The sequence below is a fragment of the Frateuria soli genome, assembly GCF_021117385.1.
Lineage (GTDB): Bacteria > Pseudomonadota > Gammaproteobacteria > Xanthomonadales > Rhodanobacteraceae > Frateuria_A > Frateuria_A soli.
Genome location: NZ_CP088252.1, coordinates 2,539,141 through 2,562,999 on the forward strand (window position 1 = coordinate 2,539,141; position 23,859 = coordinate 2,562,999).

Genomic DNA, 23,859 nt, shown 5'->3' on the forward strand with positions numbered 1-23,859 from the left:
GAACCCGCCCTTCCGTTCCACCCGAGGACATACCGATGACGATGTACAAGGCCCCGCTCGACGACATGCGCTTCGTGCTGCACGACCTGTTCGGCGCCGAGGCCACGCTGACGCCGCTGGCCGGCGGCGAGGGCCACACCCGCGACCTGCTCGACGCGGTGCTGGAGGAAGCCGCGCGCTTCAACGAACAGGTGCTCGCCCCGCTCAACGCCTCCGGCGATGCCCAGGGCTGCCACTTCGACAAGGCCACCGCCACCGTTACCACCCCCAAGGGCTTCAAGGAGGCCTATCGGACCTACGTCGAGGGCGGCTGGGCCGGTCTGACCATGCCCGAGGCGATGGGTGGCCAGGCACTGCCTGAAGTGCTCGGCGTGGCGATGAAGGAGATGCTCGACTCGGCCAACCTCGCCTGGGGCAACTACCCGCTGCTCAGCCAGGGCGCGGCGCACGCGCTGCAGCTGCACGGCGACGACTGGCAAAAGCAGGTGTTCCTCAAGCCCATGGTCGAAGGCCGCTGGTGCGGCAGCATGTGCCTGACCGAGCCGCAGGCCGGCTCCGACCTGGGGTTGCTCAAGACCCGCGCCGAACCGGGTGCCGACGGCAGCTACCGGATCACCGGCACCAAGATCTTCATCACCGCCGGCGAGCACGACCTGACCGAGAACATCGTGCACCTGGTGCTCGCGCGCCTGCCCGATGCGCCGCCCGGCAGCCGCGGCATCTCGCTGTTCGTGGTGCCCAAGTTCAAGGTCGCGCGCGACGGAACGATGGGCGAACGCAATGCCGTGGCCGCCGGCGCAATCGAGCACAAGATGGGCATCCACGCCTCGCCCACCTGCGTGATGAACTTCGACGGCGCCGAGGGCTGGCTCATCGGCCAGCCGCACAAGGGACTGTTCGGCATGTTCACCATGATGAATGCCGCGCGCCTGGCGGTCGGCGTGCAGGGCGTGGGCCTGGCCGAGCGCGCGCTGCAGAACAGCCTCAACTACGCGCGCGAACGCCTGCAGGGCCGCGCGCTGAGCGGCCCTGCCTACCCGGACAAGCCGGCCGATCCGCTGTTGGTGCACCCGGACGTGCGCCGCATGCTGCTGACCCAGCGTGCCATCGTCGAGGGCGGCCGCGCGCTGATGCTCTACGCGGCGCTGCAGCTGGACATCGAGGAACGCGCTGCCGACGAAGCCGCGCGCGCGAAGGCCGGCGAGCTGGTGGCGTTCCTGATCCCCATCGTCAAGGGCGTGCTCACCGAGCTGGCGCAGGAGAGCGTCAAGGAGGCCGTGCAGGTCTACGGCGGGCACGGCTACATCGCCGAGAACGGCGTGGAACAGTTCGTGCGCGATGCCCGCATCATCACGCTGTACGAGGGCACCACCGGCATCCAGGCGATGGACCTGCTGGGCCGCAAGATCATGCAGCTCAAGGGTGCGGGCTTCCGCCATTTCATGGCGGAGATCGGCGGCTTCTGCCAACAGCACGCGGGCGATGCCGCGGTGGCCGAATTCATCGGCCCGCTGTCGAAGGCGGCCGGGGAATGGCAGGCCCTGACGATGGCCGTGGCCGAGCGCGCACAGGCCAATCCCGAGGAACTGGGTGCGGCGGCGGTCGACTACCTCTACTACTCCGGCTACGTGGCGCTGGCCTACATGTGGGCGCGCAGCGTTGCCGCCGCCGGCAGCGCGCAGTCGCCGGGATTCAAGCAGGCCAAGCGGGATACCGCGCGGTTCTACTTCGCGCGGATGCTGCCGCGCTGCGCCATGCACCGGGCGGCGATCGAGGCCGGGGTGGAGAGCTTGCCGTCCATCGGCTGAGGGCGCCGGGGCGGCCCTGGGGTGGGTCGCGAAGAGCAAGTGGGCCCCTGCAGCGGCGCGCGTCATCGTCGCCCGCCCGGTAGGAGCCCACTTGTGGGCGATGCCTTCCTGCCGCCGCGGAAGAACATCCCCGCAAGTCCCGCGACGAGGCCCCGGCGGCAACCTCAGTCGCGCCAGACCAGGGTGGCAAAGCGACCGCTGCCGGCCCCGTCCCGGCGGTAGGAATAGAAGCGCTCGTCCGCCAGCGTGTCGAAGCCGCCGCCATGGATGCGCATGACGCCCGCCGTAGCGAGCCTGTGCCGCGCCAGGCTGGCCAGGCCGCAATGCCAGTGCCCCGGCCGCGTCGCCCTGAAACAGGTGGAGGCCTCCGCGTTGCGTTCCACGAAAGCGGCCCGCACTTCCTCGCCCACCTCGTAGGAATCCGGTCCGATGCACGGTCCCAGCCACGCCAGCAGCCGGGCGGGCGGTGTGCCCATCGCGTCGATGGTCGCCTCCAGCACCCCCGCGGCCAGCCCGCGCCAGCCCGCATGCGCGGCGCCGATGCGTGCGCCGTCTTCGCTGCAGAACAACACCGGCAGGCAGTCGGCGGTGAGGATCGCCAGGACCGTCCCGGGCAGATGGGCGACAGCTGCGTCCGCCTGCGGCTCGTCGTCACTCGCGAGCGGGCCGAGTTGGGCGACGGTGGTGCCATGCACCTGGCGCAACCAGCGCGGCCCGGACGGCAGGTCGAGTGCGTGGCCCAACGCGTCGCGATTACTGGCGACCGCCTCGAGGCTGTCACCCGTGCGCAGCCCGAGATTGAAGCGCGCATAGTCGCCGGTGGAAACGCCGGGGCCGTGGCGCGTGGTCACCGCTGCGTGCACGCCACGCGGCGCGGGCCAGTCGGGGAGGATCCAGGGGTCGGTCATGGGATGGCCGTCACGGGGGAGCGTCAAGCATAGCGCGCCAGCCCCCGCCTCCCCGCCGTGGATGGCGGAGGCTGCGGGCTAAGGCTCGCGCTGCTCCAGCGCATCGGCATGCAGGGCCGCGATCAGTGCCTCCATGTCCGCCGGCCGCTTCGCCTCGAACGCCATCTGCTCGCCCGTCGCGGGATGCTCGAATGCCAGACGTTCGGCATGCAGCGCCTGCCGGCGGAAGCCGCGCAAGGCCGCGACCAGCTCCGGCGTCGCGCCCTTGGGCAGGCGCAGGCTGCCGCCGTACAGCGGATCGCCGACCAGCGGGTGGTGGATGTGCGCCATGTGCACCCGGATCTGGTGCGTGCGGCCAGTCTCCAGGTTGCACTGGATCAGGCTGTGGGCGCGGAAGCGCTCGCGCAGTCGGTAATGGGTGATGGCGTGCTTGCCGTCGTCCTCGTCGCGCACGGCCTGGCGCAGGCGGTCGCCCATGTGCCGGCCGATCGGCGCATCGACGGTGCCGCCGGCCACCAGGGTACCGAGCACGACCGCTTCGTACTGCCGCTCCACCTCATGGCGCGAGAGCATGTCCACCAGCGCGGTGTGCGCGGCCAGCGACCTGGCCACCACCATCAGGCCGGAGGTGTCCTTGTCCAGCCGGTGCACGATGCCCGCGCGCGGCAGCTCGGCCAGCGCGGGGTCGTGGTGCAGCAGCGCGTTGAGCAGCGTGCCGGCCGGGTTGCCGGCGCCCGGATGCACCACCAGCCCGGCTGGCTTGTCCAGCACCATCACGTGTCCGTCCTCGTACACGACGGAAAGGTCGATCGCCTCGGGGGCGCTTTCCACCTCGTTGGCCAGCTCGACCTCCAGCCGCACCTGCTCGCCGCCACGCAGCAGCTGGCGGGGCGGCGCCACGGCGCCGTCCAGGGTCACCCCGCCGGCCTTGATCCAGCCGGCCAGGCGCGAGCGCGAATAGTCCGGGAACATCTCGGCCAGCGCCTGGTCGAAGCGCTTGCCTGCCGCCGACAGCGGGACCTGGGCCTGATGCCGGATGACGGTCATGCCGCCCTCCGCGGGTGGCCGACGGTTTGGGCTATCATCCCCACGATCACATCCATAAAAATTTCCCAATGCGCTTATTCTTCAAACTGCTCGCCGTGCTGGTCCTGGGCCTGTCCCTGGGCGCCTGCTCGATGTTCGGCCACAAACGCGAGACCATCGACACCATGCCGGTGGAGAAGCTCTACGCCACCGCCCACGACGACCTGATGAACGGCGACTACGCCGCGGCGACCAAGGCGTACCAGCGCCTGATCGCACGCTTTCCGTCGGGCGAGTACAACGAGCAGTCGCAGCTGGAGCTGGCCTACTCGCAGTACAAGGACAGCCAGCCGGACGACGCCTACTCGACGATCAACCGCTTCATCAAGACGTACCCGACCCAGAAACATGTCGATTATGCCTATTACCTGCGCGGCCTGATCAATTTCGGCCGCACCAGCGGCGTGATCGAGCGCTTCATTTCGCGCGAGGGCTCGCAGGCGCGGCGCGACCAGGCGTACAACCTGCAGGCGTTCGACGACTTCTCCGAACTTGCCCGCCGCTTCCCCGACAGCGCCTACACCGCCGATGCGCGCCAGCGCATGATCTACCTGCGCAACATCCTGGCGCAGTACGAGATCAACGTCGCCAAGTTCTACCTGCGCAACAAGGCCTTCGTGGCCTCTGCCGACCGCGCGCAGTACGTGGTCGAGCACTACCAGCAGGCGCCGCAGACGGGGGATGCCCTGGCCATCCTCGCCCGCAGCTACCTGGCGCTGGACCAGAAGGAGCAGGCCGAGAACGTGCGCAAGGTGCTCGCGCTCAACTATCCCGACCACCCGTACCTGACCGACCCGAAGTGGCCTCATGCGCCGTCCACGTTGCGCAAGATGATTCCCTTCTCCGGGCACCATTGAGAAAAGAGGCCGGCGGATCGCCGGCCTTTTTTTTGTAACGTCGTCCCGCGCGCCGCCGTGCAGGATGGCGGTCGCACACGGATGCGCTCCTGCGAGGTGCTACTTCCAGCCGGACGTGATCGGGTAGCGGCGCTCGCGGCCGAAGGCCCGGGTGGTCACGCGGGGACCGGGGGCCGCCTGGCGGCGCTTGAACTCGTTGCGCAGGACCAGCATGGCCACGCGGCGCACGGTGTCCGGATCGAAGCCGGCGGCGGCGATCTCGGCCTGCGATTGCTCGTCCTCGATGAAGCGCTTGAGGATGGCGTCGAGCACCTCGTAGGGAGGCAGCGAGTCCTGGTCGGTCTGGTCTTCGCGCAGCTCGGCCGAGGGCGGGCGGTCGATGACTTCCACGGGAATCGGGAATCGGGAATCGGGATTCGCACGAGCCACGGCAGCGCGGGATCCGGCTTTTCCGAATCCCGACTCCCGCTTCCCGCATTCCGCCTCCCCCATCACGGCCTCGTTGCGCCAACGCGCCAACCGGTAGACCACCGTCTTGTAGACATCCTTGAGCGGCGCGTAGGCGCCGCACATGTCGCCATAGAGCGTGGCGTAGCCGACCGCCATCTCGCTCTTGTTGCCGGTGGCCAGCAGCAAGTGGTTGTGCTTGTTGGACAGGCCCATGAGCATCACGCCGCGGGTGCGCGACTGCAGGTTCTCCTCGGTGGTGTCGGCGGCCTTGCCGGCGAAGGCCGGCGTCAGTGCGGCGAGGAAGCTCTGGTAGGTCGGCTCGATGTCGATCACGTGGTAGGCCACGCCCAGGCGCTCGGCCTGTTCGCGCGCGCCGTCCAGCGAGAGTTTCGAGGTGTAGCGGGTGGGCAGCATCACCGCGGTGACGCGATCGGCGCCCAGCGCGTCCACCGCCAGCGCCAGCGTCAGGGCCGAATCGATGCCGCCGGAGAGGCCGAGCAGCACGCCCGGAAAGCCGTTCTTGTCGATGTAGTCGCGGATGCCGCGCACCAGCGCGGCATACAGCACCGCCTCCGGGCGCGTATCGGCGGCAACCGGCCAGTCCTGCGCGCTCAGCGTACGGGTGGCCGGATCGAAGGTGGCCCACAACAGGGCGTCGACGAAGGCGGGGGCGCGCGCGGCAATCGAGCCGTCGCCGTTGACCAGCATCGAGGCGCCGTCGTAGACCACCTCGTCTTGGCCGCCGACCAGATTGAGATAGACGATGGCGCAGCCGGTTTCCTTCGCGCGCGCGACGAGCAACGCCTCGCGCGTGGCCTGCTTGGCGTCGTCCCAGGGCGAGGCGTTGATCACGATGATCAGTTCGGCGCCGGAGCGGGCCGCCTGCGCGGCCGGCTCCGGCTCCCAGATGTCCTCGCAGACGAGGAACCCCACGCGCACGCCGTTGACCATGCCGGTTGCGCTGGCATGCCCTGGGCGGAAGTAGCGCTTGTCGTCGAACACGCCGTAGTTGGGCAGCGCCTGCTTGTGCGCGACGCAATCGATGCGGCCCTCGCGCAGCAGCGCGGCGGCATTGTAGACCTCGCCCTCGCTGTGCGGGAAGCCGACCAGCGCGGCCAGGCCGTTGGTGCCTTGCGCCAGCGTGGCGATCGCCTCGTTGCAGGCCTGCAGGAAGCTCGGGCGGATCAGCAGGTCCTCCGGGGGGTAGCCGCTGATCGCCAGTTCGGGGAAGACCACCAGGTCCGCGCCGCCGGCGTGCGCCCGGGTCATCAGCTCGCGGATCTTCGTGGTGTTGGCGGCGACGGCGCCGACGGTGAAGTCGAACTGGGCCAGGGCGAGGCGGACTTGGGCGCTCATGGGCAGGCGGGCATCGGGGGGTCACCCATGATAGTGGGGACCGGTCATCAGGAGGCCAACGCCCCCCACGCCTCCTCGTAGGAGCCCACTAGTGGGCGATGCGCTCCGCCGGGATATCGACCGGGACATCGCCCACAAGTGGACTCCTACAGGGGGGGCATCGCGATTCCATGGCCTGGCGGTGCGGCGAAAAAAAGGCCACGCAGGTGCGTGGCCTTTCGTCGTGCGCGAGGTACACGCGCTTACTTCATCAGCTTCGCCAGCGTCTTGCCCAGGTCGGCCGGCGACTTGACGGTCGTCACGCCCGCCTTTTCCAGCGCCGCGAACTTGGCCGCCGCGGTGCCCTTGCCGCCGGAGATGATCGCACCGGCATGGCCCATGCGCTTGCCGGCCGGAGCCGAGGCGCCGGCGATGAACGACACCACCGGCTTGGTCACGTACTCGCCGATGAACTCGGCCGCGTCTTCCTCGGCGCTGCCGCCGATCTCGCCGACCATGATGATGCCCTCGGTCTGCGGATCGTCCTGGAACAGCTTCAGGCAGTCGATGAAGTTCAGGCCGTTGATCGGGTCGCCGCCGATGCCGATGCAGGTGGACTGGCCCAGGCCCTCGTTGGTGGTCTGGAATACCGCCTCATAGGTCAGCGTGCCGGAGCGCGACACGATGCCGACCTTGCCCGGCTTGTGGATGTGGCCCGGCATGATGCCGATCTTGCACTCGCCCGGGGTGATGATGCCGGGGCAGTTCGGGCCGATCAGCACGGTTTCCGGATGCTGCGCGAGGACGTTCTTGACGCGCAGCATGTCCAGTACCGGGATGCCCTCGGTGATCGCCACGATCACGCGGATGCCCGCGTCGATCGCCTCCAGGATCGAGTCGGCCGCGAACGGCGGCGGCACGAAGATCACCGATGCGTCGGCGCCGGTTTCGGCGACCGCTTCGTCCATCGAATTGAAGACCGGCAGGCCGATGTGCTCGGAACCGCCCTTGCCGGGGGTCACGCCGCCGACGACCTTGGTGCCGTAGTCGATCGCCTGTTCGGCGTGGAAGGTGCCCTGCTGGCCGGTGAAGCCCTGCACCAGCACCTTGGTGTTCTTGTTGACGAGAACGCTCATGGATAGGTTCCTGTTCTTCTCTCTTGTAGGAGCCCGCTTGCGGGCGATGCCGTTGCCCTGATGCGCGCCGGAAGGACATCGCCCGCAAAGCGGGCTCCCACAGGGATGGGGTTACTTGGCGGCGGCGACGGCTTTCTGGGCCGCGTCGTTGAGATCGTCGGCCGGCGTGATCGCCAGGCCGGAGTTGGCCAGCAGTTCGCGGCCCTTCTCCACGTTGGTGCCCTGCAGGCGCACGACCACCGGGATGGTCAGGCCCACTTCCTTCACCGCGGCGATGATGCCCTCGGCGATCAGGTCGCAGCGCACGATGCCGCCGAAGATATTGACCAGGATGGCCTTCACCTTGTCGGAGGAGAGGATCAGCTTGAACGCCTCGGTCACGCGCTCCTTGGTCGCACCGCCGCCGACGTCGAGGAAGTTGGCCGGCTCGCCGCCCGCCAGCTTGATCACGTCCATGGTCGCCATCGCCAGGCCCGCGCCGTTGACCATGCAGCCGATCGAGCCGTCCATGGTCACGTAGTTGAGGTTGTGCTGCACCGCGGCCGCCTCGGCCTGGTCTTCCTGGGTCAGGTCGCGCATGGCGACCAGCTCCGGATGACGGAAGTCGGCGTTGTCGTCGGAGTTCACCTTGCCGTCGAGCGCGGCCAGGTTGCCGTCCTCGAGGATCGCCAGCGGGTTGAGCTCGACCAGCGACAGGTCCTTCTCGTTGAACAGCTTGTACAGGCCCAGCATGATCTTGGTCAGCTGGTTGACCTGCTTCGGATTGAGATCCATCGCGAAGCCGAGGTTGCGGCACTGGTAGGGCTGCAGGCCCTCGACGAAGTCCACCACGATGGTGTGGATGTCCTCGGGGGTATCGCGGGCGACCTGCTCGATGTCGACGCCGCCGTGCTTGGAGGCGATGAAGGAGACCGCCTTCGAATCACGGTCGACCAGCACCGACAGGTAGAGCTCCTTGGCGATGTTGGTCGCGTCGGTCACCAGCACCAGGTTGACCGGAAGCGCGCGGCCGGCGGACTGGTAGGTGGCCATGTTGGTGCCCAGCATGCCCTTGGCGGCGGCGCGCACGTCGTCGAGGCTCTTGCAGAACTTGACGCCGCCGGCCTTGCCGCGGCCGCCTGCGTGGATCTGCGCCTTGACCATCCACTGCGAGCCGCCCAGCGCCTTGGCGGCGTCGACGGCGGCATCGGGGGAGTTGGCAACCTTGCCCGGCGGCACGGCGATGCCGTACTGCGCGAACAGCTCTTTGGCCTGGTACTCGTGGAAATTCATTCCTATACCTCGAGCGAACGGGGAAACGTATCGGCCGCACGCACCTTGGCGGCGTGGGCGCGGGAGATCGGACGGCGGCTTTGGGACGCCCTGCCGGCGTGCAGTGCGCGCTGCTCCGGGTCACCGGGCGGGAATCGCGCAATACGGCCGCGCATTTTCGCGCAAAGGCGCCCTTGATGGAAAGTGCCGACCGGCCGCCGCTCCATCCGCCCGGCCGCTGGCAGTGCGCGCGGGCCTGTCTATACTCGACCGAACGCCGCGCCGAAGCCGCCAACGTGCCCTCCACGATACCCACCGTCGAACCGCCCGTTTTCCAGCCCGTTCGCCCGCCGGCGATGGCGATCCGCCACGAACTGTTCTTCCTCAACTATTTCCGGCTCGCGCAGGCACTGGTCTACACGGGCCTGGCGCTGAGCTCGCCGAGGCTGACCTGGCCGACCGTCGACCAGCCGCTGCTGGCTTACGTGGTGATCGGGGTCTACCTGCTGTTCGCCCTGGGCATGCTGGTGCAGACCCGCAACGCGATGGCCAACGCACGGCTGGTGGTCTCCGGCGCGCTGGTGGTGGACATCATGGTGGCGGTGCTGGCCGCCTGGCTGATCCACGATGCGCGCATCGGCATCGCGATGATGCTGGCGGTGAACCTTTCCACCGGCGCGCTGGTGCTGCCGCTGCGGCTTTCGTGCTTCTTCGCCGCGCTGGCCACGCTGGGCATGCTCGGCCACACGCTGCTCGCCGAGGCGCACGGTGATGGCGACCTGCTCGAATCAGGCCTGCTGGGCGTGGCCTACTTCGCCACCACCACGCTCTGCCACGTGCTGGGCCGCCAGCTGCGCGCGACCGAGGCACTGGCCGAACAGCGCAGCCTGGACCTGGCCAACCTCTCGCAGGTCAACGAACTGATCATCCGCCGCATGAAGACCGGCGTGCTGCTGGTGGACGATGCCAACCGCATCCACCAGTTGAACGAGTCGGCCTGGATGCTGCTGGGCAACCCGCCGGCCGACCAGCGCGACCTGGGCAAGCTGGCGCCCGAACTCTCGCGCCGGCTCTACCACTGGATGACCTCGGGCAAGCTCGACGAAACCGCCACCCAGCTGGCCGACGGCGTGCCCGAGGTGGTGCCGCGCTTCACCCGCCTGGCGCCGAACGACGACTCGCACGTGCTGATCTTCCTGGACGACACCTCGCTGCTTTCGCGTCGCGCGGAGGAGCTGACCCTGAGCTCGCTGGGACGGCTGTCCGCCTCGATCGCGCACGAGATCCGCAACCCGCTGGCCGCGATCCGCTACTCGGCGCAGCTGCTGGCCGAGTCCAAGGAACTCGCCGCCGGCGACGCACGCATGGTCGAGATCATCAACAACCACTGCGTGCGGTTGAACGAAATCATCGAGAACATCCTGCAGCTCTCGCGGCGCGAGCGCTCGCGTCCGGAAACGCTCGACCTCGGGCGCTGGGCCAACGGCTTCATCGAGGAGTACAAGCAGGGCAACGACATCGGCGGCGACTCGCTGCGCGTGATCACCGGCTCCGTCGCGGTGGCGGCGGTGGCCGATCCGCAGCAGCTGCAGCAGGTCATCTGGAACCTGGTGCAGAACGCCCTGCGCTACGGGCGCATGCCGGGCGAGCCGGCGCGGGTCATGGTGGTGGTGCGCCAGGGCGAGCACGGCGTGCCGATCCTGGAAGTGATCGACCGCGGCCCGGGCATCGCGCCCAAGGTCGCCGCGCAGATTTTCGAGCCGTTCTACACCACGCACGAGTACGGCACCGGCCTGGGTCTCTACCTGGCCAGGCAGATGAGCGAGGCCAACCAGGCTTCGCTCGAATACGTGCGCATCGCCGGCGGCGGCAGCTGTTTCCGGCTGACCCTCACCCCGCCGGCCAGGCACCCGGCCGATGGCGGGGATGCGGCCTGACATCCCGCTCCCGCTCCCCTCCGGGGGGAGGTTGGGTGAGGGGTCGGGCCTCGCGGGAAGTTTCGCCTGCGCCCCTGTCAAGGAAAAGCTGAGCCCCGCCTCTCCCCCATCCTCTCCCGCGACGCACTGTCGGTGAGGAGAGGAGCAGGATGGTTCACGGCGAGCCCCGCCCCTCACCCCAAGCCCTCTCCCCGAAGGGGAGAGAGCGCAAAGCGTGAAGCCAGTCCTCACGCGCTTTCTTGCCCCGGGTCAGAGCACAGCGTCGCCAAACTGCTATACCCTTTCGCTGTTGCCGCCTGACGAAAGAGAACCATGTCCGCACAGACCGTCCTGGTCATCGACGACGAACGCGACATCCGCGAGCTGCTTACCATCACGCTGGGTCGCATGGACCTGCAGGTGGAAGCGGTCGGCACCGTGGCCGAGGCCCGCCGGGCGCTGGGCGAACGCAGTTACGACTTGTGCTTCACCGACATGCGCCTGCCCGACGGCACCGGCCATGAGGTGATCGAACTGATCGCCGCCACCCACCCGGACACGCCGGTGGCGATGATCACCGCCTATGGCAACGTCGATGCGGCGGTGAACGCGCTCAAGGCGGGTGCCTTCGACTTCGTCTCCAAGCCGGTCGACATCCAGATGCTGCGCCGGCTGGTGCGCACCGCGCTGCAGCTGGCCGAGGAGCGCAAGAGCGGCGGCGGCGCGACGGCGACCGGCGCGGCCGGACGCCTGGTCGGCGACTCCCCGGCCATGCAGCAGGTACGCGCCACCATCGCCAAGCTCGCGCGCAACCAGGCACCGGTGTACATCGCCGGCGAGTCGGGCGTGGGCAAGGAGCTGGTCGCGCGCCTGATCCACGAACAGGGCCCGCGCGCCAGCGGGCCGTTCGTGCCGGTCAACTGCGGCGCGATCCCGTCCGAGCTGATGGAAAGCGAATTCTTCGGCCACAAGAAGGGCAGCTTCACCGGCGCCAGCGCCGACAAGGAAGGCCTGTTCCAGGCGGCCCACGGCGGCACGCTGTTCCTGGACGAGGTCGCCGAGCTGCCGCTGCACATGCAGGTCAAGCTGTTGCGCGCGATCCAGGAAAAGGCGGTGCGCCCGATCGGCGCGCGCGAGGAAGTGCCGGTGGACGTGCGCATCCTTTCGGCCACGCACAAGGACCTGGGCCGGCTGGTCGAGCAGGGGCAGTTCCGGCAGGACCTGTTCTACCGCATCAACGTGATCGAGCTGCGCGTGCCGCCGCTGCGCGAGCGCCGCGGCGACGTGCCGCAGCTGGCCGCCTTCATCCTGCGCTCGCTGGCCGCCAAGAGCGACGGCGCGCCCGGCCGGCTGAAGCCGGACGCGCAGCAGGCGCTGGAGGAGTACGACTTCCCCGGCAACGTGCGCGAGCTGGAGAACATCCTCGAGCGCGCCATGGCGATGTGCGATGGCGACACCATCGGTGCCGCCGACCTGATGCTGCCACAGCGTCCGCTGCGCCAGCCCGAGCCGGGCAACGCGATGCACGCGCCGCAGCCGGGCGCCCCGGTCGCTGCGCAGCCGGCCGCGCCGCACGCGGCCGGCCCGGGCAGCGGCGTGCCGCTGGACGACTACATCAGCAACCTCGAACGCACGGCGATCATCAAGGCGCTGGAAGAGTCGCGCTACAACAAGACCGCGGCGGCGAAGAAGCTCGGCATCACCTTCCGCGCATTGCGTTACAAGCTCAAGAAGCTCGGCATCGACTAGCACCTGGCTCCCTCTCCTCCGGGGAGAGGCCGGGTGGGGAGCCGGGGCTTGCGGGGAGCTCTCCTGCGCAGGGTTCGGGGCAACCTGCCAAAAGCAAAGGTCGCCCCTCTCCCGACTCTCTCCTCCGGCCGCGCCCTGGGAAAGGGGGTTATTCGCCCGCTCCCGCGTCCTGCCCGCCCAATGCCTGCCGCATCGTGCGCAGCAATTGCTGGGTGTTGATCGGCTTGTCCACCAGGTAGAGCCGGTCCAGACGCGGCAGCTCCTCCAGGTCCGGCGGTGCCTCGGGGCGCGCCAGCAGCAGTACCGATCGGCGATAGCCGTGCTCGATCAGCGCCGCCAGCGTACGCACGCCGGTGAACAGGTTCATGTCCGCGTCCATCACTACCAGGTCGGGCACGCCTTGCGCCTCGATCCACTGCAGCGCGGCCGTGCCGCTCTGGCTGGCGTGCGGCTGGTAGCCGTAGCCGTCGAGGATGTCGACCAGCAACGACAGCGGGCCGGCCTCCTCCACCACCACCAGCACGCGTTCGGCTTCGCCCAGCAGGCTCTCGCCCTGCTCCTCCTCCGCCGTCGCCTCGACCTCCGGCTCCTCGATCGGGATGTAGAGGTGGAAGGCGGTGCCCCTGCCCGTTTCGCTCTCCAGCCGCATCACGCCGTTGTGCCCGGCGACGATGCGCTTGCACGACAGCAGGCCCAGGCCGGTGCCGTTCTCCTTGGTGGTGAAGAACGGCTCGAACAGATGCTCGCGCACCTCCGGTGGCATGCCGGGGCCGGTGTCGGCCACGGTCAGGCACAGATAGCTTCCCGGGCGGGGCTGTTCCGTCTGCAGGAAGAAGTCCTCGGCCAGCTCGCACTCGCGGGCCTCGATGCGCAGGTGGCCACCCGCCTCGCCCATGGCCTGGATCGCGTTGAGGCAGAGATTCAGCAGCGCCTGCTGGAGTTCGGTGTGGTTGCCCTCGAAGGTGAGGTCGCGGTCGCCGACTTCCACGTCCATCTTCACCGCGCGCGGCACGCTGCCACGCAACAGCAGGCCGAGCGCGTCCATCAATGCGCCCACGCGGACCTGTTCGGCGCGCCGCGCGCCGCGGGCGAAGGAAAGCATCGACTGCACCATCTGCAATCCGCGCCGGCCACAATCGCGCACCAGGGCCCCCAGGCGTGCCAGGCGCGGATCGTCCTGGTAGTCCTGCAGGCTGTCGCCGGCCAGCAGCAGCGGTTGCAGCAGGTTGCGCAGGTCGTGGCTCAGGCCGCCGGCGAGCATGGCCAGGCTCTCGAAGCGTTGGGCACGGATCAGTTCGGCCTCGGCGCGGCGCTTGGCACGCAGCGCATCGGCCTCGGCCAGTGCACGGCGCACGGCGCTGGCAAGGCGGGTGGGATTCTGCTTGAGGATGTAGTCGGTGGCGCCGTTGCGCAACGCCTCGACGGCCGCCTCCTCGCCCAGCGTGGCCGAGACATAGATGAAGGGCAGGTCCTCGTCGTGCCTGCGCAGCAGCTCCAGCGCGCGCTGGCCGGAGAAGCCGGGCAGGCTCAGGTCCGACAGTACGATGTCCGGCTCGAATTCCTTCAGGCACGCGGTGTAGCCGGCCTCGTCGTCGACCAGTCGCACCTGGTAATCGATGCCGTCGGCGTCGAGTTCCGCCTGGATCAGCTCCGCATCGATCGGATCATCCTCGACCTGCAGGATGCGGATGGTGGGAAGCGGGCGTGTGGTGGCGTTCGGCATGCAGTCTATTGCGCTCCTGTTTCGTTCCTTCGTCCAGCACCCGCGTCATTCGTGCTCGGGCAACTGGTTGAGCACGGCCCAGAACCGGCCCAGCGTTCGCACCGCCTCGAAGAACTGGTCCACGTCCACCGGCTTGATCACGTAGGCATTCACGCCCAGGTCCCAGCTGCGCGCCAGGTCGCTCTCCTCGCGCGAGGAGGACAGAATCACCACCGGGATCAGCCGCCACCGCTCGTCCGCGCGCAGCCGGGTGAGCACTTCCAGCCCGTTCATGCGCGGCATCTTGATGTCGAGCAGGATCACCGATGGATCGACGTCGTCCCGGCCCAGCCAGGGCCCGCGGCAATGCAGGTAGTCCAGGCAGTCGACGCCATCTTCCACGTGCACCACGGGATTGGCCAGGTTCGCCTCGCGCAGCGCGTCCATGGCCATCTCGGCGTCGGCCGGGCTGTCCTCGACCAGCAGCACGGAACCCAGGTGACGGTTGTTCATGACGGAAGCCTCGTGGTGCGCGCCTCGGCCAGTTCGGTGGCTGGCAACGAGAAATGGAAGCTGGCACCGCGGTCCGGTTCCGCCTCGGCCCAGACCCGGCCGCCATGGCGCGCGACGATGCGGCGCACGTTGGCCAGACCGATGCCGTTGCCAGGAAATTCGGAGGCGCGGTGCAAGCGCTGGAACACGCCGAACAGCTTGCCGGCGTACTCCATATTGAACCCGGCGCCGTTGTCCGCCACCGTGAAGACGTATTCACCGTCGCGGTCACGGTTCATGTCGATGGCGATCTTCGCCACCTCGCGCCGGCCGGTGTACTTGACCGCGTTGCCGATCAGATTCTGCCAGACCGTGCGCAGCATGTTCTCGTCGCCGATCACGATCGGCAGCGGACTGATGGTCCATTCGATGCGCCGGTCGCCCGCCTCCGACACGGCCAGCGCCCGCGCCTCGTCGACCAGCGACTGCATGTCCACCGCCTGCAGCCGCAGCGCGCCGCGGCCCAGGCGGGAAAACACCAGCAGGTCGTCGATCAGCTGCGCCATGCGCGTGGCCGAGGTGGCGATGACGTCCAGGTAGTGGGCGGAGGTTTCGTCCAGATGCTCGTCCAGGTGGCGCTTGAGCTTGCCGGTGAAACCGGCGATGTGGCGCAGGGGCGCGCGCAGGTCGTGCGAGACCGAGTAGCTGAAGGCCTCCAGCTCGCGGTTGACGTCGGAGATCTGTTCCACCTTGCCCTCGAGCTGGCGGTTGAGCTCCTTCACCTGCTGCTCGACCAGCGCGCGCGCGGTGACGTCGCTGATGGTCAGCAGCAGCACCGGCTGCTCGCCCTCGTGCTGCTGCAGGCGGCGAGCGTTGACCATGACGTGGCGGTCGATCCCGCCGACCGTGCGCTGGACCAGCTCGTAATCCCACAGCTCGCGGTCGTGCAGCAGCACGTCACGCAGGCGCTGCAGCAGCGCGCCGTCGGTCCAGGCGCCCTCGCCCACCTCCTGCAGCGGGCGCAACTCGCGTTGCTCCTCCTGCGGCAGGCCGTACAGCTCGCTGAAGGCGGTGTTCACCAGCAGGGTGCACAGCTGCGCGTTGAGCAGCGCAATCGGCTCGCGCACCGCCTGCAGGATCATCTGCGCGCGGCGCACCGCCTGGCTTTCGCGCGTCTCGGCGCGCATGCGCCGGGCGATCTGGCGCTCGGACACGACCACCACGATCGACAGCAGCACGATCTGTGCGATCGAGGTGATCGTCAGCACCAGCGCGCTCTCGAAGGCGCTGCGCCGGGCATGCGCGCGGCGCTCCATCAGGATGGTGCCCTCGTTGCGCACGACGGTATCGATCTGGTCGTCCATCGGAAACAGCGTGCCCGCGTCATGCAGGGCCGCCACCGCGCCGGACCGGTCGCCGTGCTGGATGCGCGCGAGCGCCTGCTCGAGCAGCGCCAGGCGGCCGTTGACCACGTTGCCCAGCGAGCCGATCGCGGCCTGCTGGGCGGGATTGTCGCGGGTCATGTCGCTCAACTGGCCGAGCAGGGCGGGCACGTCGTTGCCCGCCTGGCGCGCCTTGTCGAGCAGCTTGGGCTCCTTTCCGCCCTCGAGCAGGCGGAAGATCGCCGCCTCGCTGCTGCGGGTCACGTAGGCGATGCGGTAGGTAAGCGACTTGACCTCCGACGAATGCGTGACCAGATGGCCCGCCTCCATCGCGTCCTCGTGACTGGTGCGCGTAGCCAGGTAGGGCAGCAGCACGATCACCAGCACGGCACTCAGCAGCCCGGCCATCCGCCAGCGGGGCACGCGCCAGCGGTACAGGCCGCGGCGGAGCTCGGGCAGCAGGGCGCGATGGCGGCTGGGCATGCGGGGAGGATTCCTCACGGCGCGTCGACCAGACGGAGCTTACGGCCTATCGCTCCCGGCCGGTAAACGTGTAATGAAAGCCCACGCCGCGTTAGTGGCGGGTGATGGCGTGCACCCCTTCCCCTCCTTCTGCGGGGCGGGTCCGGATCCGGGCCGCACTGGCCGCCTGGTGGAAAGTCCTGGAGCCCCTTGCCCGCGATCGCCCCCGCGAGCCCCGGCTCCCCACCCGGTCCGCCGCCAACGGGGGGAGGGTTCAAGAGCGCCCGCGCCCGCGGGGGCCGCCAGCCGCGCCCTACCCCCGGCGAAGGAGTCCGGGCAGCGTCAGCGCGCCGGTTCGGCCTGCATGCGGAATTGCAGCTCGCCGCCCGCGAGGATCTGCGCATGGTGCAGAAAGGGTCCGTCCAGCGGCCTGCCGTTCAAGGTGATCTGCCCGACATACGGGTGCGCGTCGTCCAGCGGCGCTGCGCTGACGGTGAAGTCCTTGCCGTTGGCCAGATGCAGCGTGGCCCGCTCCACGAACGGCCGGCCGATGGCGTAGATGTCGCTGCCGGGCGTCACCGGGTAGAAGCCCATCGCGGTGAACACGTACCAGGCCGACATCTGGCCCAGGTCGTCATTGCCCGAGAGCCCGTCGGGTCGCGCGGCGTACTGGCTGTCCATGATCTGCTTGAGCCGCTGCTGCGTCTTCCACGGCGCGCCGGCGTAGTCGTACAGGTAGGCGATGTGGTGGCTGGGCTCGTTGCCATGGGCATACCAGCCGATCAGGCCGGTGATGTCTTCCACGTGCTTGAAATGCGCCGGGTCGATCCGGGCGTCGAACACCTGGTCCAGTCGCTGGATGAACTTCGCATTTCCGCCCATCGCCTGGATCAGCCCCGGAACGTCCTGCGGGACGTACCAGGAGTACTGGTAGGCGTTGCCCTCGGTGTAGTCGGTGCCGTAGCCGGCGGCGGCCGGGTCGAAGGGTGTGCGGAACTGGCCGTCCGACAGCCGCGCGCGCATGAAGCCGGTGCCGGGGTCCCAGGCGTTCTTCCAGTTGCCGGCGCGCTTTTCGAAGGCGGCGGCGACATCGTGGCGCCCCATCGCCTTGGCCATCTGTGCCAGCGACCAGTCGTCATAGGCGTACTCGAGCGTCTTGGAGGCGCCTTCCGGTTCCTTGTCGATCGGCACGTAGCCCAGCCGCATGTAGTCGGCCAGGTCCCCATACGGGGCATAGGTGGCGCTGGCGACCATGGCTTGCAGGGCCTTGTCCGCATCGAAACCGCGCACGCCCTTGATCCAGGCGTCGGCGATCACCGGCACGGCGTGGTAGCCGATCATGCACCAGGTCTCCAGGCCCTGGTACGCCCACACCGGCAGGATGCCGAACGGGCTGGCCTCGCGCGCGGCGACCAGCGAGCGGATGAAGTCGCTGCTGCGCCCGGGGTTGAGCAAGACCATCAGCGGCTGCTGTGCGCGGTAGACGTCCCACAGCGACCAGGTCGAGTAGAACTCGTAGCCGTCGGCCCGGTGCACCGCATGGTCGGGGCCGCGGTATTCGCCATTGACGTCCATGCTCAGCGTGGGCGAGAGCATGGCGTGGTAGAGCGCGGTATAGAACTGTTTTCGCACGGTGGCCGGTGCCTCGACGTCGACCACCGCCAGCGCCTTGTCCCACGCGGCCTTCGCCTGCGCACGGCGAGCGTCGAAGTCCCAGCCCTTGCCGCCCGCATCCAGGTTGGCCACGGCATTGGCCGCGCTCACCGGCGAGATCGCCACCTTCAGTTCCAGCGGCTCCTTCAGCACGCCGAAGTCGAACACGCCCACCAGCGCGCGGCCGTTCTGCGCATCATGGTCGACCGGCTGGTTGCCCGGACCCTTGAAGCCCTTGTAGACCACGTCGTTCTCGCGGTCGTACAAGGTGCGCGCGGCGATCGGCTGGTTGAAGCGCATGGCGAAGCACAGCTCGCGCCCCGGCGCCCAGCCGCGGGTGGTCCGGCAGCCGGTGACGGTGCCATCCTCGTGCACCTGCAGGCGCGACCACAGCACCTTGCCCGGGTAGTCGTAGATGCTGGGACGAAGATCCAGCAGCAGGTGCGCGCTCCTGTCTTTGGGGAAGGTGTAGCGGTGCCAGCCGACGCGACGGCCGGCAGTCAGCTCGGCGCGGATGCCGTAGTCGGCCAGGGTCACGGCGTAGTAGCCGGCCTGCGCGACTTCCGTGGCGTGGTCGAAGCGGGAGCGGTAGCCACTCCCCGGGCTGGACGGATCGCCCGGATCGAGCTTCACCTCGCCGGCGACCGGCATCACCAGCACGTCGCCCAGGTCCGAATGGCCGGAACCGGAGAAGTGCGTGTGCGAGAAACCCATGATGCTGCCGTCGCCGTACTGATAGCCGGCGGCCCACTTGTAGGCGTGCTTGAAGTCCGGCATCGCCGTGTCGGGCGAGAGCTGGATCATGCCGAAGGGCACCGTGGCACCCGGAAACGTATGGCCGTCGCCGCCGGTGCCGATGCGCGGATCGACCTCGCCGGCGTGACCGGCAGCTGCAAGGGCAAGGCCGGGCGCGAGGGCCAGGACGAAGGCGAGGCAGGACAGGCGGGCGGCCATCGGGGCGGGCTCCATTTGGATCGTTCCAAATTCCTACGCTAGCAGCGTGCCGCCGGTCGCGCATGTTGCGCTGCGTGAAGCCGGTTCGCTCAGGATCGGCTAGATTTGGATCGTTCCAAACCGTCTTTTCCACCGGGTGCCCAATGGAAAGCAACACCCCGCTCGGCCGCAAGGTCACCGTGCGCGACATCGCCGCGGCCTGCGGCGTATCGCGCGCCACCGTGTCGCTGGTGCTGCGCGACAGCCCGCTGGTCAACAAGGACACCCGCGCCCGCGTCGAGGAGGAGCTGCGCCGCCAGGGCTACGTCTACAACCGCGCCGCCGCCAACCTGCGCCGGCGCACCTCCTCGTCGATCGCCCTGGTGATCAACGAACTGGCCAACCCCTTCTTCGCCGAGTTCGCCGCCGGCGTGGACGACGTGGTCGGCGAGGCCGGCATGGTCACGCTGCTGGGCTCCTCCAGCGAATCGCCCAGGCGCGAGCAGGCGGTGCTCGGCTCGCTGATCGAGCACGGACCCGGCGGCATCATCCTCTCGCCCGCCGAGGGCAGCGACGCCAGCCAGGTGCTGGCCGCGGTCGGCGCGCGCACGCCGCTGCTGGTGTTCAACCGCGAGCTCAGCGGCGAGCAGCCGGAGTACGCGCACTGGGACTCGCTCGCGCTGGACAACCAGCAGGGCGCGCGCGAAGCGACCGCGCACCTGATCGCGCAGGGCCACCGGCGCATCGCCTTTTTCGGCGGCCATGGGGATTCCTCGTCCTGCCGGCAACGCCGCGCAGGCTATCGCGAAGCGATGAAGGCCGCCGGGCTGCAGGTCGCACCGCACTGGGAAGTCGAGTGCCTGCCCACCCGCCTGGATGCGGCCCGCTGCGCCGAAGCGCTGTTCGAGGCCGATCCGGCGCCCACCGCGGCGGTCTGCTACAACGACGCGGTGGCGCTGGGCCTGATGCATGGCCTGGCCGAGCGCGGGCTGGTGCCGGGTCGCGACTTCGCCCTCACCGGCTTCGACGACATCGCCGAAGCCGCGCTTGCCACCCCGTCGCTCACGACGCTCGCTGCGGCGCCGCGCGCGCGCGGTCGCCAGGCCGCGCAGATGCTGCTGGAGCGGCTGCGCGACCCGGAGGCCGAAACAAGGCGCATCGTCGCTCCGGTCAAGCTGGTCATCCGCGCCAGCAGTTGCCCGCCCATCGCCTGACCGGACCGAAGGAGTCCTCCATGGCCATCATGCAAGCCCCCAACCGGTCGCCCGCCACCCCTGCCGACGGATCGCGCGAGCGCTATACCACCTACCCGGCAGCACTCGCGGTGGTCACCACGATCTTCTTCATGTGGGGCTTCCTCACCTGCCTCAACGACATCCTGATTCCGCACCTGAAGGCGCTGTTCGAGCTGAACTACAAGCAGGCGATGCTGGTGCAGTTCACCTTCTTCGGCGCGTATTTCCTGATGTCGCTACCGGCCGGGCGGCTGGTCGCGCACCTGGGCTACAAGCTCGGCATCGTCGCGGGCCTGGCGATCGCCGGTCTCGGCGCCGCGGGCTTCTGGCCGGCGGCGGGGCTGCATTCCTATTCGGCCTTCCTGCTGGCGCTGTTCGTGCTGGCCACCGGCATCACCGTGCTGCAGGTGGCCGCCAATCCGTACGTGGCACTGCTCGGACCCGCGCGCACCAGCTCCAGCCGGCTCACGCTGGCGCAGGCGCTCAACTCCTTCGGCACGTTCCTCGCGCCGCACTTCGGCGGTCTGCTGATCCTTGCCGTCGCCGTGAAGAGCTCGCTCGAAGTCGCGCAGCTCTCGCCTGCCGAGCAGATGGTCTACCGCGCGCAGGAAGCACAGGCCGTCCAGGGTCCCTATCTGGGCCTGGCCATCGCACTGTTCGTGCTGGCCGTGCTGGTGTACCTGTTCCGCCTGCCCGCGCTGGAGGAGGCCACCGAACAGGCCGACCGCGGCCACCACACGCTGCTCGACGCACTGCGCATCCCGCACGTGCTCTTCGGCGTGATCGCGATCTTCTGCTACGTCGGCGCCGAGGTGGCGATCGGCAGCTTCATGGTCAACTACCTGTCGCTGCCGCAGATCGGCAACATGCCCGAGACCACTGCCGCGACCTATGTGTCGTACTACTGGCTGGGCGCGATGATCGGCCGCTTCGCCGGCTCCTGGCTGATGACGCGCTATTCGCCGCGCGCGCTGCTCGCGCTGTTCGCGCTCGTCAACATCGTGCTGCTGGCGGTGACGATCAGCACCAGCGGCATGACCGCGGCATGGAGCATCGTGGCGATCGGCCTGTTCAACTCGATCATGTTCCCCACCATCTTCACGCTGGGCATCGAGCGGCTGGGGCCGCTGACCGAAAAGGCGTCGAGCCTGCTGATCATGGCCATCGTGGGCGGCGCGGTGATTCCCTTTGCGCAGGGCGCGCTGGCTGACGCGATCGGCGTGCAGGCCGCCTTCGCCCTGCCGGCCCTGTGCTACGCCTACATCGTGTTCTACGGCCTGCGTGGCTCGCGCGTCGTCGGCACGACGCTGGAGGATCGATGAATCGCCCGATCCTCTGTTTCGGCGAGGCGCTGATCGATTTCCACGCCGAGGGCGCCGGCGCGAACGGGTTCCCACGGGCGTTCGTGCCCTTCGCCGGTGGCGCGCCGGCCAACGTGGCGGTAGCGGTGGCGCGCCTGGGCGGTGCGGCCCGCTTCGCCGGGATGCTCGCGCACGATCCGTTCGGCGACTTCCTGCTCGACAGCCTCCGGCGCGCCGGCGTGGGCGTGGCCGACGTGGCGCGCACCGACGAAGCCAACACCGCGCTGGCGTTCGTCAGCCTGGATGCCCGTGGCGAGCGCAGCTTCAATTTCTACCGGCCGCCCTCGGCGGATCTGCTGTTCCGTCCGCAGCATTTCCGCCCGGAAACGTTCGAAGGCGTCGCGGTCTTCCATGTCTGCTCCAACAGCATGACCGACCCGGACCTGGCCGAAACCACCCGCGAAGGCATGCGCCGCGCGCAGGCCGCCGGCGCGCTGGTGAGCTTCGACCTCAACCTGCGCCCGGCGCTGTGGCCGCGCGGCTCGAACCCGCGGCCGCTGGTGTGGCCAGCACTGCACCTGGCGGACGTGGTCAAGCTGTGTGCCGAGGAATTCGCCTGGCTGGCCGAGGACGGCGCACTGCTCAACCGCCTGTGGCGCGGGCGCACGCGGCTGCTGGTGGTCACCGACGGTCCGCGGCCGCTGCGCTGGTTCCGCCGCGATGCGAGCGGCGAACTGCCCTGCCCGCAGGTCGAGGCGGTCGACACCACCGCCGCGGGCGACGCCTTCGTCGGCGGCCTGCTGTGCAGGCTCGCGGCGCTGGAGAATGCCGAGGCCTTCGACGCCCTGCTGCACGACGAGGCGGGCCTGCACGGCCTCCTCGCCTTCGCCGCCGCCTGCGGCGCCCTCACCGTCACCCGCCAGGGCTCGTTCACCGCGATGCCGAGCGCGGCGGAAGTCGACGCCTTCCTGGAATCGAACCGATGACCACCCTGCCCGACTTCCGCAGCGAAAGCTTCCTGCGCGAGCACATCGCCCGGACCATGGCCTTCTACCACCCGCGCGCGATCGACCCGGCGGGCGGCTTCTTCCACTATTTCAAGGACGACGGCACGGTCTACGACCGCAGCCATCGCCACCTGGTCAGCAGCACGCGCTTCGTCTTCAACTACGCACTGGCGGCAATCGAGTTCGAGGATGCCGGGTATCTCGAGGCCGCGCGCCACGGCCTGCGCTATCTGCGCGAGGTACACCGCAACCCCGCCACCGGCGGCTACGCCTGGACCATCCGCGACGGCCAGCCGGAGGACCGCACCAGCCACGCCTACGGCGTCGCCTTCGTGCTGCTGGCCTGCGCCAGCGCGCTGCGCGCGGGGCTGGTCGAGGCCGAACCGTGGATGGACGAAACCTGGGCGTTGCTGGAAAAGCACTACTGGGACGCGGCGGCCGGCCTTTACCGCGACGAGGCCGATGCGAACTGGAACTTCTCGTCCTACCGCGGCCAGAACGCCAACATGCACTTGTGCGAGGCGATGCTGGCCGCCTACCAGGCCAGCGACGACGTGCGCTACCTCGACCGCGCGCTGTTGCTGGCCGACCACATGACCCGCCGCCAGGCAGCCAGGGCCGGCGGCCTGGTGTGGGAACACTACGACGCGAACTGGAACGTCGACTGGGACTACAACCGCGACAACCCGCGCCACCTGTTCCGGCCCTGGGGCTTCCAGCCCGGCCACCAGACCGAATGGGCCAAGCTGCTGGTGATCCTGGAGTCGCACCTGGCCGAGCGCGGCCGCGAGGAGCGCTGGCTGCTGCCGACCGCCCGCCACCTGTTCGACACCGCCCTGATGCGCGCCTGGGACCCGAAGCACGGCGGCATCCATTACGGCTTCGCACCGGACGGCAGCATCTGCGATCCGGACAAGTATTTCTGGGTGCAGGCCGAGTCGCTGGCCGCCGCGGCGCTGCTCCACGCGCGCACCGGCGAGGCGGTGTATGACCTGTGGTACGAGCGGCTGTGGACGTACGCGTGGGAGCATTTCGTCGACCACGAGCATGGCGCGTGGTACCGCATCCTCACCCAGGACAACCGCAAGTACGACGACGAGAAGAGCCCGGCCGGCAAGGTCGACTACCACACCATGGGCGCCTGCCATGAAGTGCTGGCGTTGATCCGCGCCGGCGGCCAACCGTAACCAGGGGAC

General features: G+C 69.1%; 17 protein-coding genes. 8 read left to right on the top strand and 9 right to left on the bottom strand.

Features of this window, described 5'->3' with window-relative positions; genetic code table 11:
- Positions 1-35: 35 nt before the first annotated feature.
- A complete protein-coding gene (locus tag LQ771_RS11725) occupies positions 36-1,808 on the top strand; it encodes an acyl-CoA dehydrogenase C-terminal domain-containing protein (protein ID WP_231349596.1) in 1,773 nt (590 codons plus the stop codon).
- Positions 1,809-1,972: 164 nt separating this feature from the next.
- On the opposite strand, the gene pgeF is transcribed toward LQ771_RS11725, so the two are convergent.
- On the bottom strand, positions 1,973-2,716 hold the full coding sequence (gene pgeF / locus LQ771_RS11730; RefSeq protein WP_231349597.1) for a peptidoglycan editing factor PgeF: 744 nt from the start codon (positions 2,714-2,716) through the stop codon (positions 1,973-1,975).
- 78 nt (positions 2,717-2,794) lie between these two features.
- Positions 2,795-3,763, bottom strand: a complete 969-nt coding sequence (rluD, locus tag LQ771_RS11735) for a 23S rRNA pseudouridine(1911/1915/1917) synthase RluD (protein WP_231349598.1) — start codon at positions 3,761-3,763, stop codon at positions 2,795-2,797.
- A gap of 68 nt (positions 3,764-3,831) precedes the next feature.
- Here rluD and LQ771_RS11740 point away from each other — a divergent pair, with 68 nt between their 5' ends.
- On the top strand, positions 3,832-4,659 hold the full coding sequence (locus tag LQ771_RS11740; RefSeq protein WP_231349599.1) for an outer membrane protein assembly factor BamD: 828 nt from the start codon (positions 3,832-3,834) through the stop codon (positions 4,657-4,659).
- 99 nt (positions 4,660-4,758) lie between these two features.
- Here LQ771_RS11740 and LQ771_RS11745 read toward each other — a convergent pair whose 3' ends face one another.
- From LQ771_RS11745 to sucC, 3 genes are all read right to left on the bottom strand, one after another.
- Positions 4,759-6,465, bottom strand: a complete 1,707-nt coding sequence (locus LQ771_RS11745; protein WP_231349600.1) for an NAD+ synthase — start codon at positions 6,463-6,465, stop codon at positions 4,759-4,761.
- A gap of 242 nt (positions 6,466-6,707) precedes the next feature.
- Positions 6,708-7,580: a succinate--CoA ligase subunit alpha gene (sucD, locus tag LQ771_RS11750; RefSeq protein WP_091334145.1), complete on the bottom strand. Its 873-nt coding sequence runs from the start codon at positions 7,578-7,580 to the stop codon at positions 6,708-6,710.
- A gap of 111 nt (positions 7,581-7,691) precedes the next feature.
- Positions 7,692-8,852, bottom strand: coding sequence for an ADP-forming succinate--CoA ligase subunit beta (gene sucC, locus LQ771_RS11755; protein ID WP_231349601.1), 1,161 nt, complete (start codon positions 8,850-8,852; stop codon positions 7,692-7,694).
- 335 nt (positions 8,853-9,187) lie between these two features.
- On the opposite strand from sucC, the gene LQ771_RS11760 reads away from it, so the two are divergent.
- Positions 9,188-10,768, top strand: a complete 1,581-nt coding sequence (locus tag LQ771_RS11760) for a sensor histidine kinase (RefSeq protein ID WP_231351903.1) — start codon at positions 9,188-9,190, stop codon at positions 10,766-10,768.
- 312 nt (positions 10,769-11,080) lie between these two features.
- Complete coding sequence (locus tag LQ771_RS11765; RefSeq protein ID WP_231349602.1) at positions 11,081-12,496, top strand: sigma-54-dependent transcriptional regulator; 1,416 nt, start codon at positions 11,081-11,083, stop codon at positions 12,494-12,496.
- A 148-nt stretch (positions 12,497-12,644) separates the two neighbouring features.
- Here LQ771_RS11765 and LQ771_RS11770 read toward each other — a convergent pair whose 3' ends face one another.
- The 4 genes from LQ771_RS11770 to LQ771_RS11785 form a co-directional block, all read right to left on the bottom strand.
- Positions 12,645-14,219, bottom strand: a complete 1,575-nt coding sequence (locus LQ771_RS11770) for a hybrid sensor histidine kinase/response regulator (protein WP_231349603.1) — start codon at positions 14,217-14,219, stop codon at positions 12,645-12,647.
- A gap of 45 nt (positions 14,220-14,264) precedes the next feature.
- Entirely contained in the window at positions 14,265-14,711 is a 447-nt protein-coding gene (locus LQ771_RS11775) for a response regulator (RefSeq protein WP_231349604.1), read from the bottom strand.
- Positions 14,708-16,480, bottom strand: a complete 1,773-nt coding sequence (locus LQ771_RS11780; protein ID WP_425491351.1) for an ATP-binding protein — start codon at positions 16,478-16,480, stop codon at positions 14,708-14,710. Before LQ771_RS11780 ends, LQ771_RS11775 begins: the two co-directional genes overlap by 4 nt.
- Positions 16,481-16,876: 396 nt before the next feature.
- A complete protein-coding gene (locus tag LQ771_RS11785; RefSeq protein ID WP_231349606.1) occupies positions 16,877-19,141 on the bottom strand; it encodes a GH92 family glycosyl hydrolase in 2,265 nt (754 codons plus the stop codon).
- 143 nt (positions 19,142-19,284) lie between these two features.
- Here LQ771_RS11785 and LQ771_RS11790 point away from each other — a divergent pair, with 143 nt between their 5' ends.
- Genes LQ771_RS11790 through LQ771_RS11805 form a run of 4 tightly spaced genes read left to right on the top strand, consistent with a single transcriptional unit; the run spans position 19,285 to position 23,850 of the window.
- Positions 19,285-20,334, top strand: coding sequence for a LacI family DNA-binding transcriptional regulator (locus tag LQ771_RS11790; RefSeq protein WP_231349607.1), 1,050 nt, complete (start codon positions 19,285-19,287; stop codon positions 20,332-20,334).
- Between the two features lie 20 nt (positions 20,335-20,354).
- Positions 20,355-21,677 carry an L-fucose:H+ symporter permease gene (fucP, locus tag LQ771_RS11795; protein ID WP_425491268.1) on the top strand — a complete coding sequence of 441 codons (1,323 nt, stop codon included), beginning with the start codon at positions 20,355-20,357 and terminating at the stop codon, positions 21,675-21,677.
- Positions 21,674-22,642 carry a carbohydrate kinase family protein gene (locus LQ771_RS11800; protein WP_231349608.1) on the top strand — a complete coding sequence of 323 codons (969 nt, stop codon included), beginning with the start codon at positions 21,674-21,676 and terminating at the stop codon, positions 22,640-22,642. The genes fucP and LQ771_RS11800 overlap by 4 nt, the downstream gene beginning before the upstream one ends.
- A complete protein-coding gene (locus LQ771_RS11805) occupies positions 22,639-23,850 on the top strand; it encodes an AGE family epimerase/isomerase (protein ID WP_231349609.1) in 1,212 nt (403 codons plus the stop codon). Before LQ771_RS11800 ends, LQ771_RS11805 begins: the two co-directional genes overlap by 4 nt.
- Positions 23,851-23,859 lie beyond the last annotated feature (9 nt).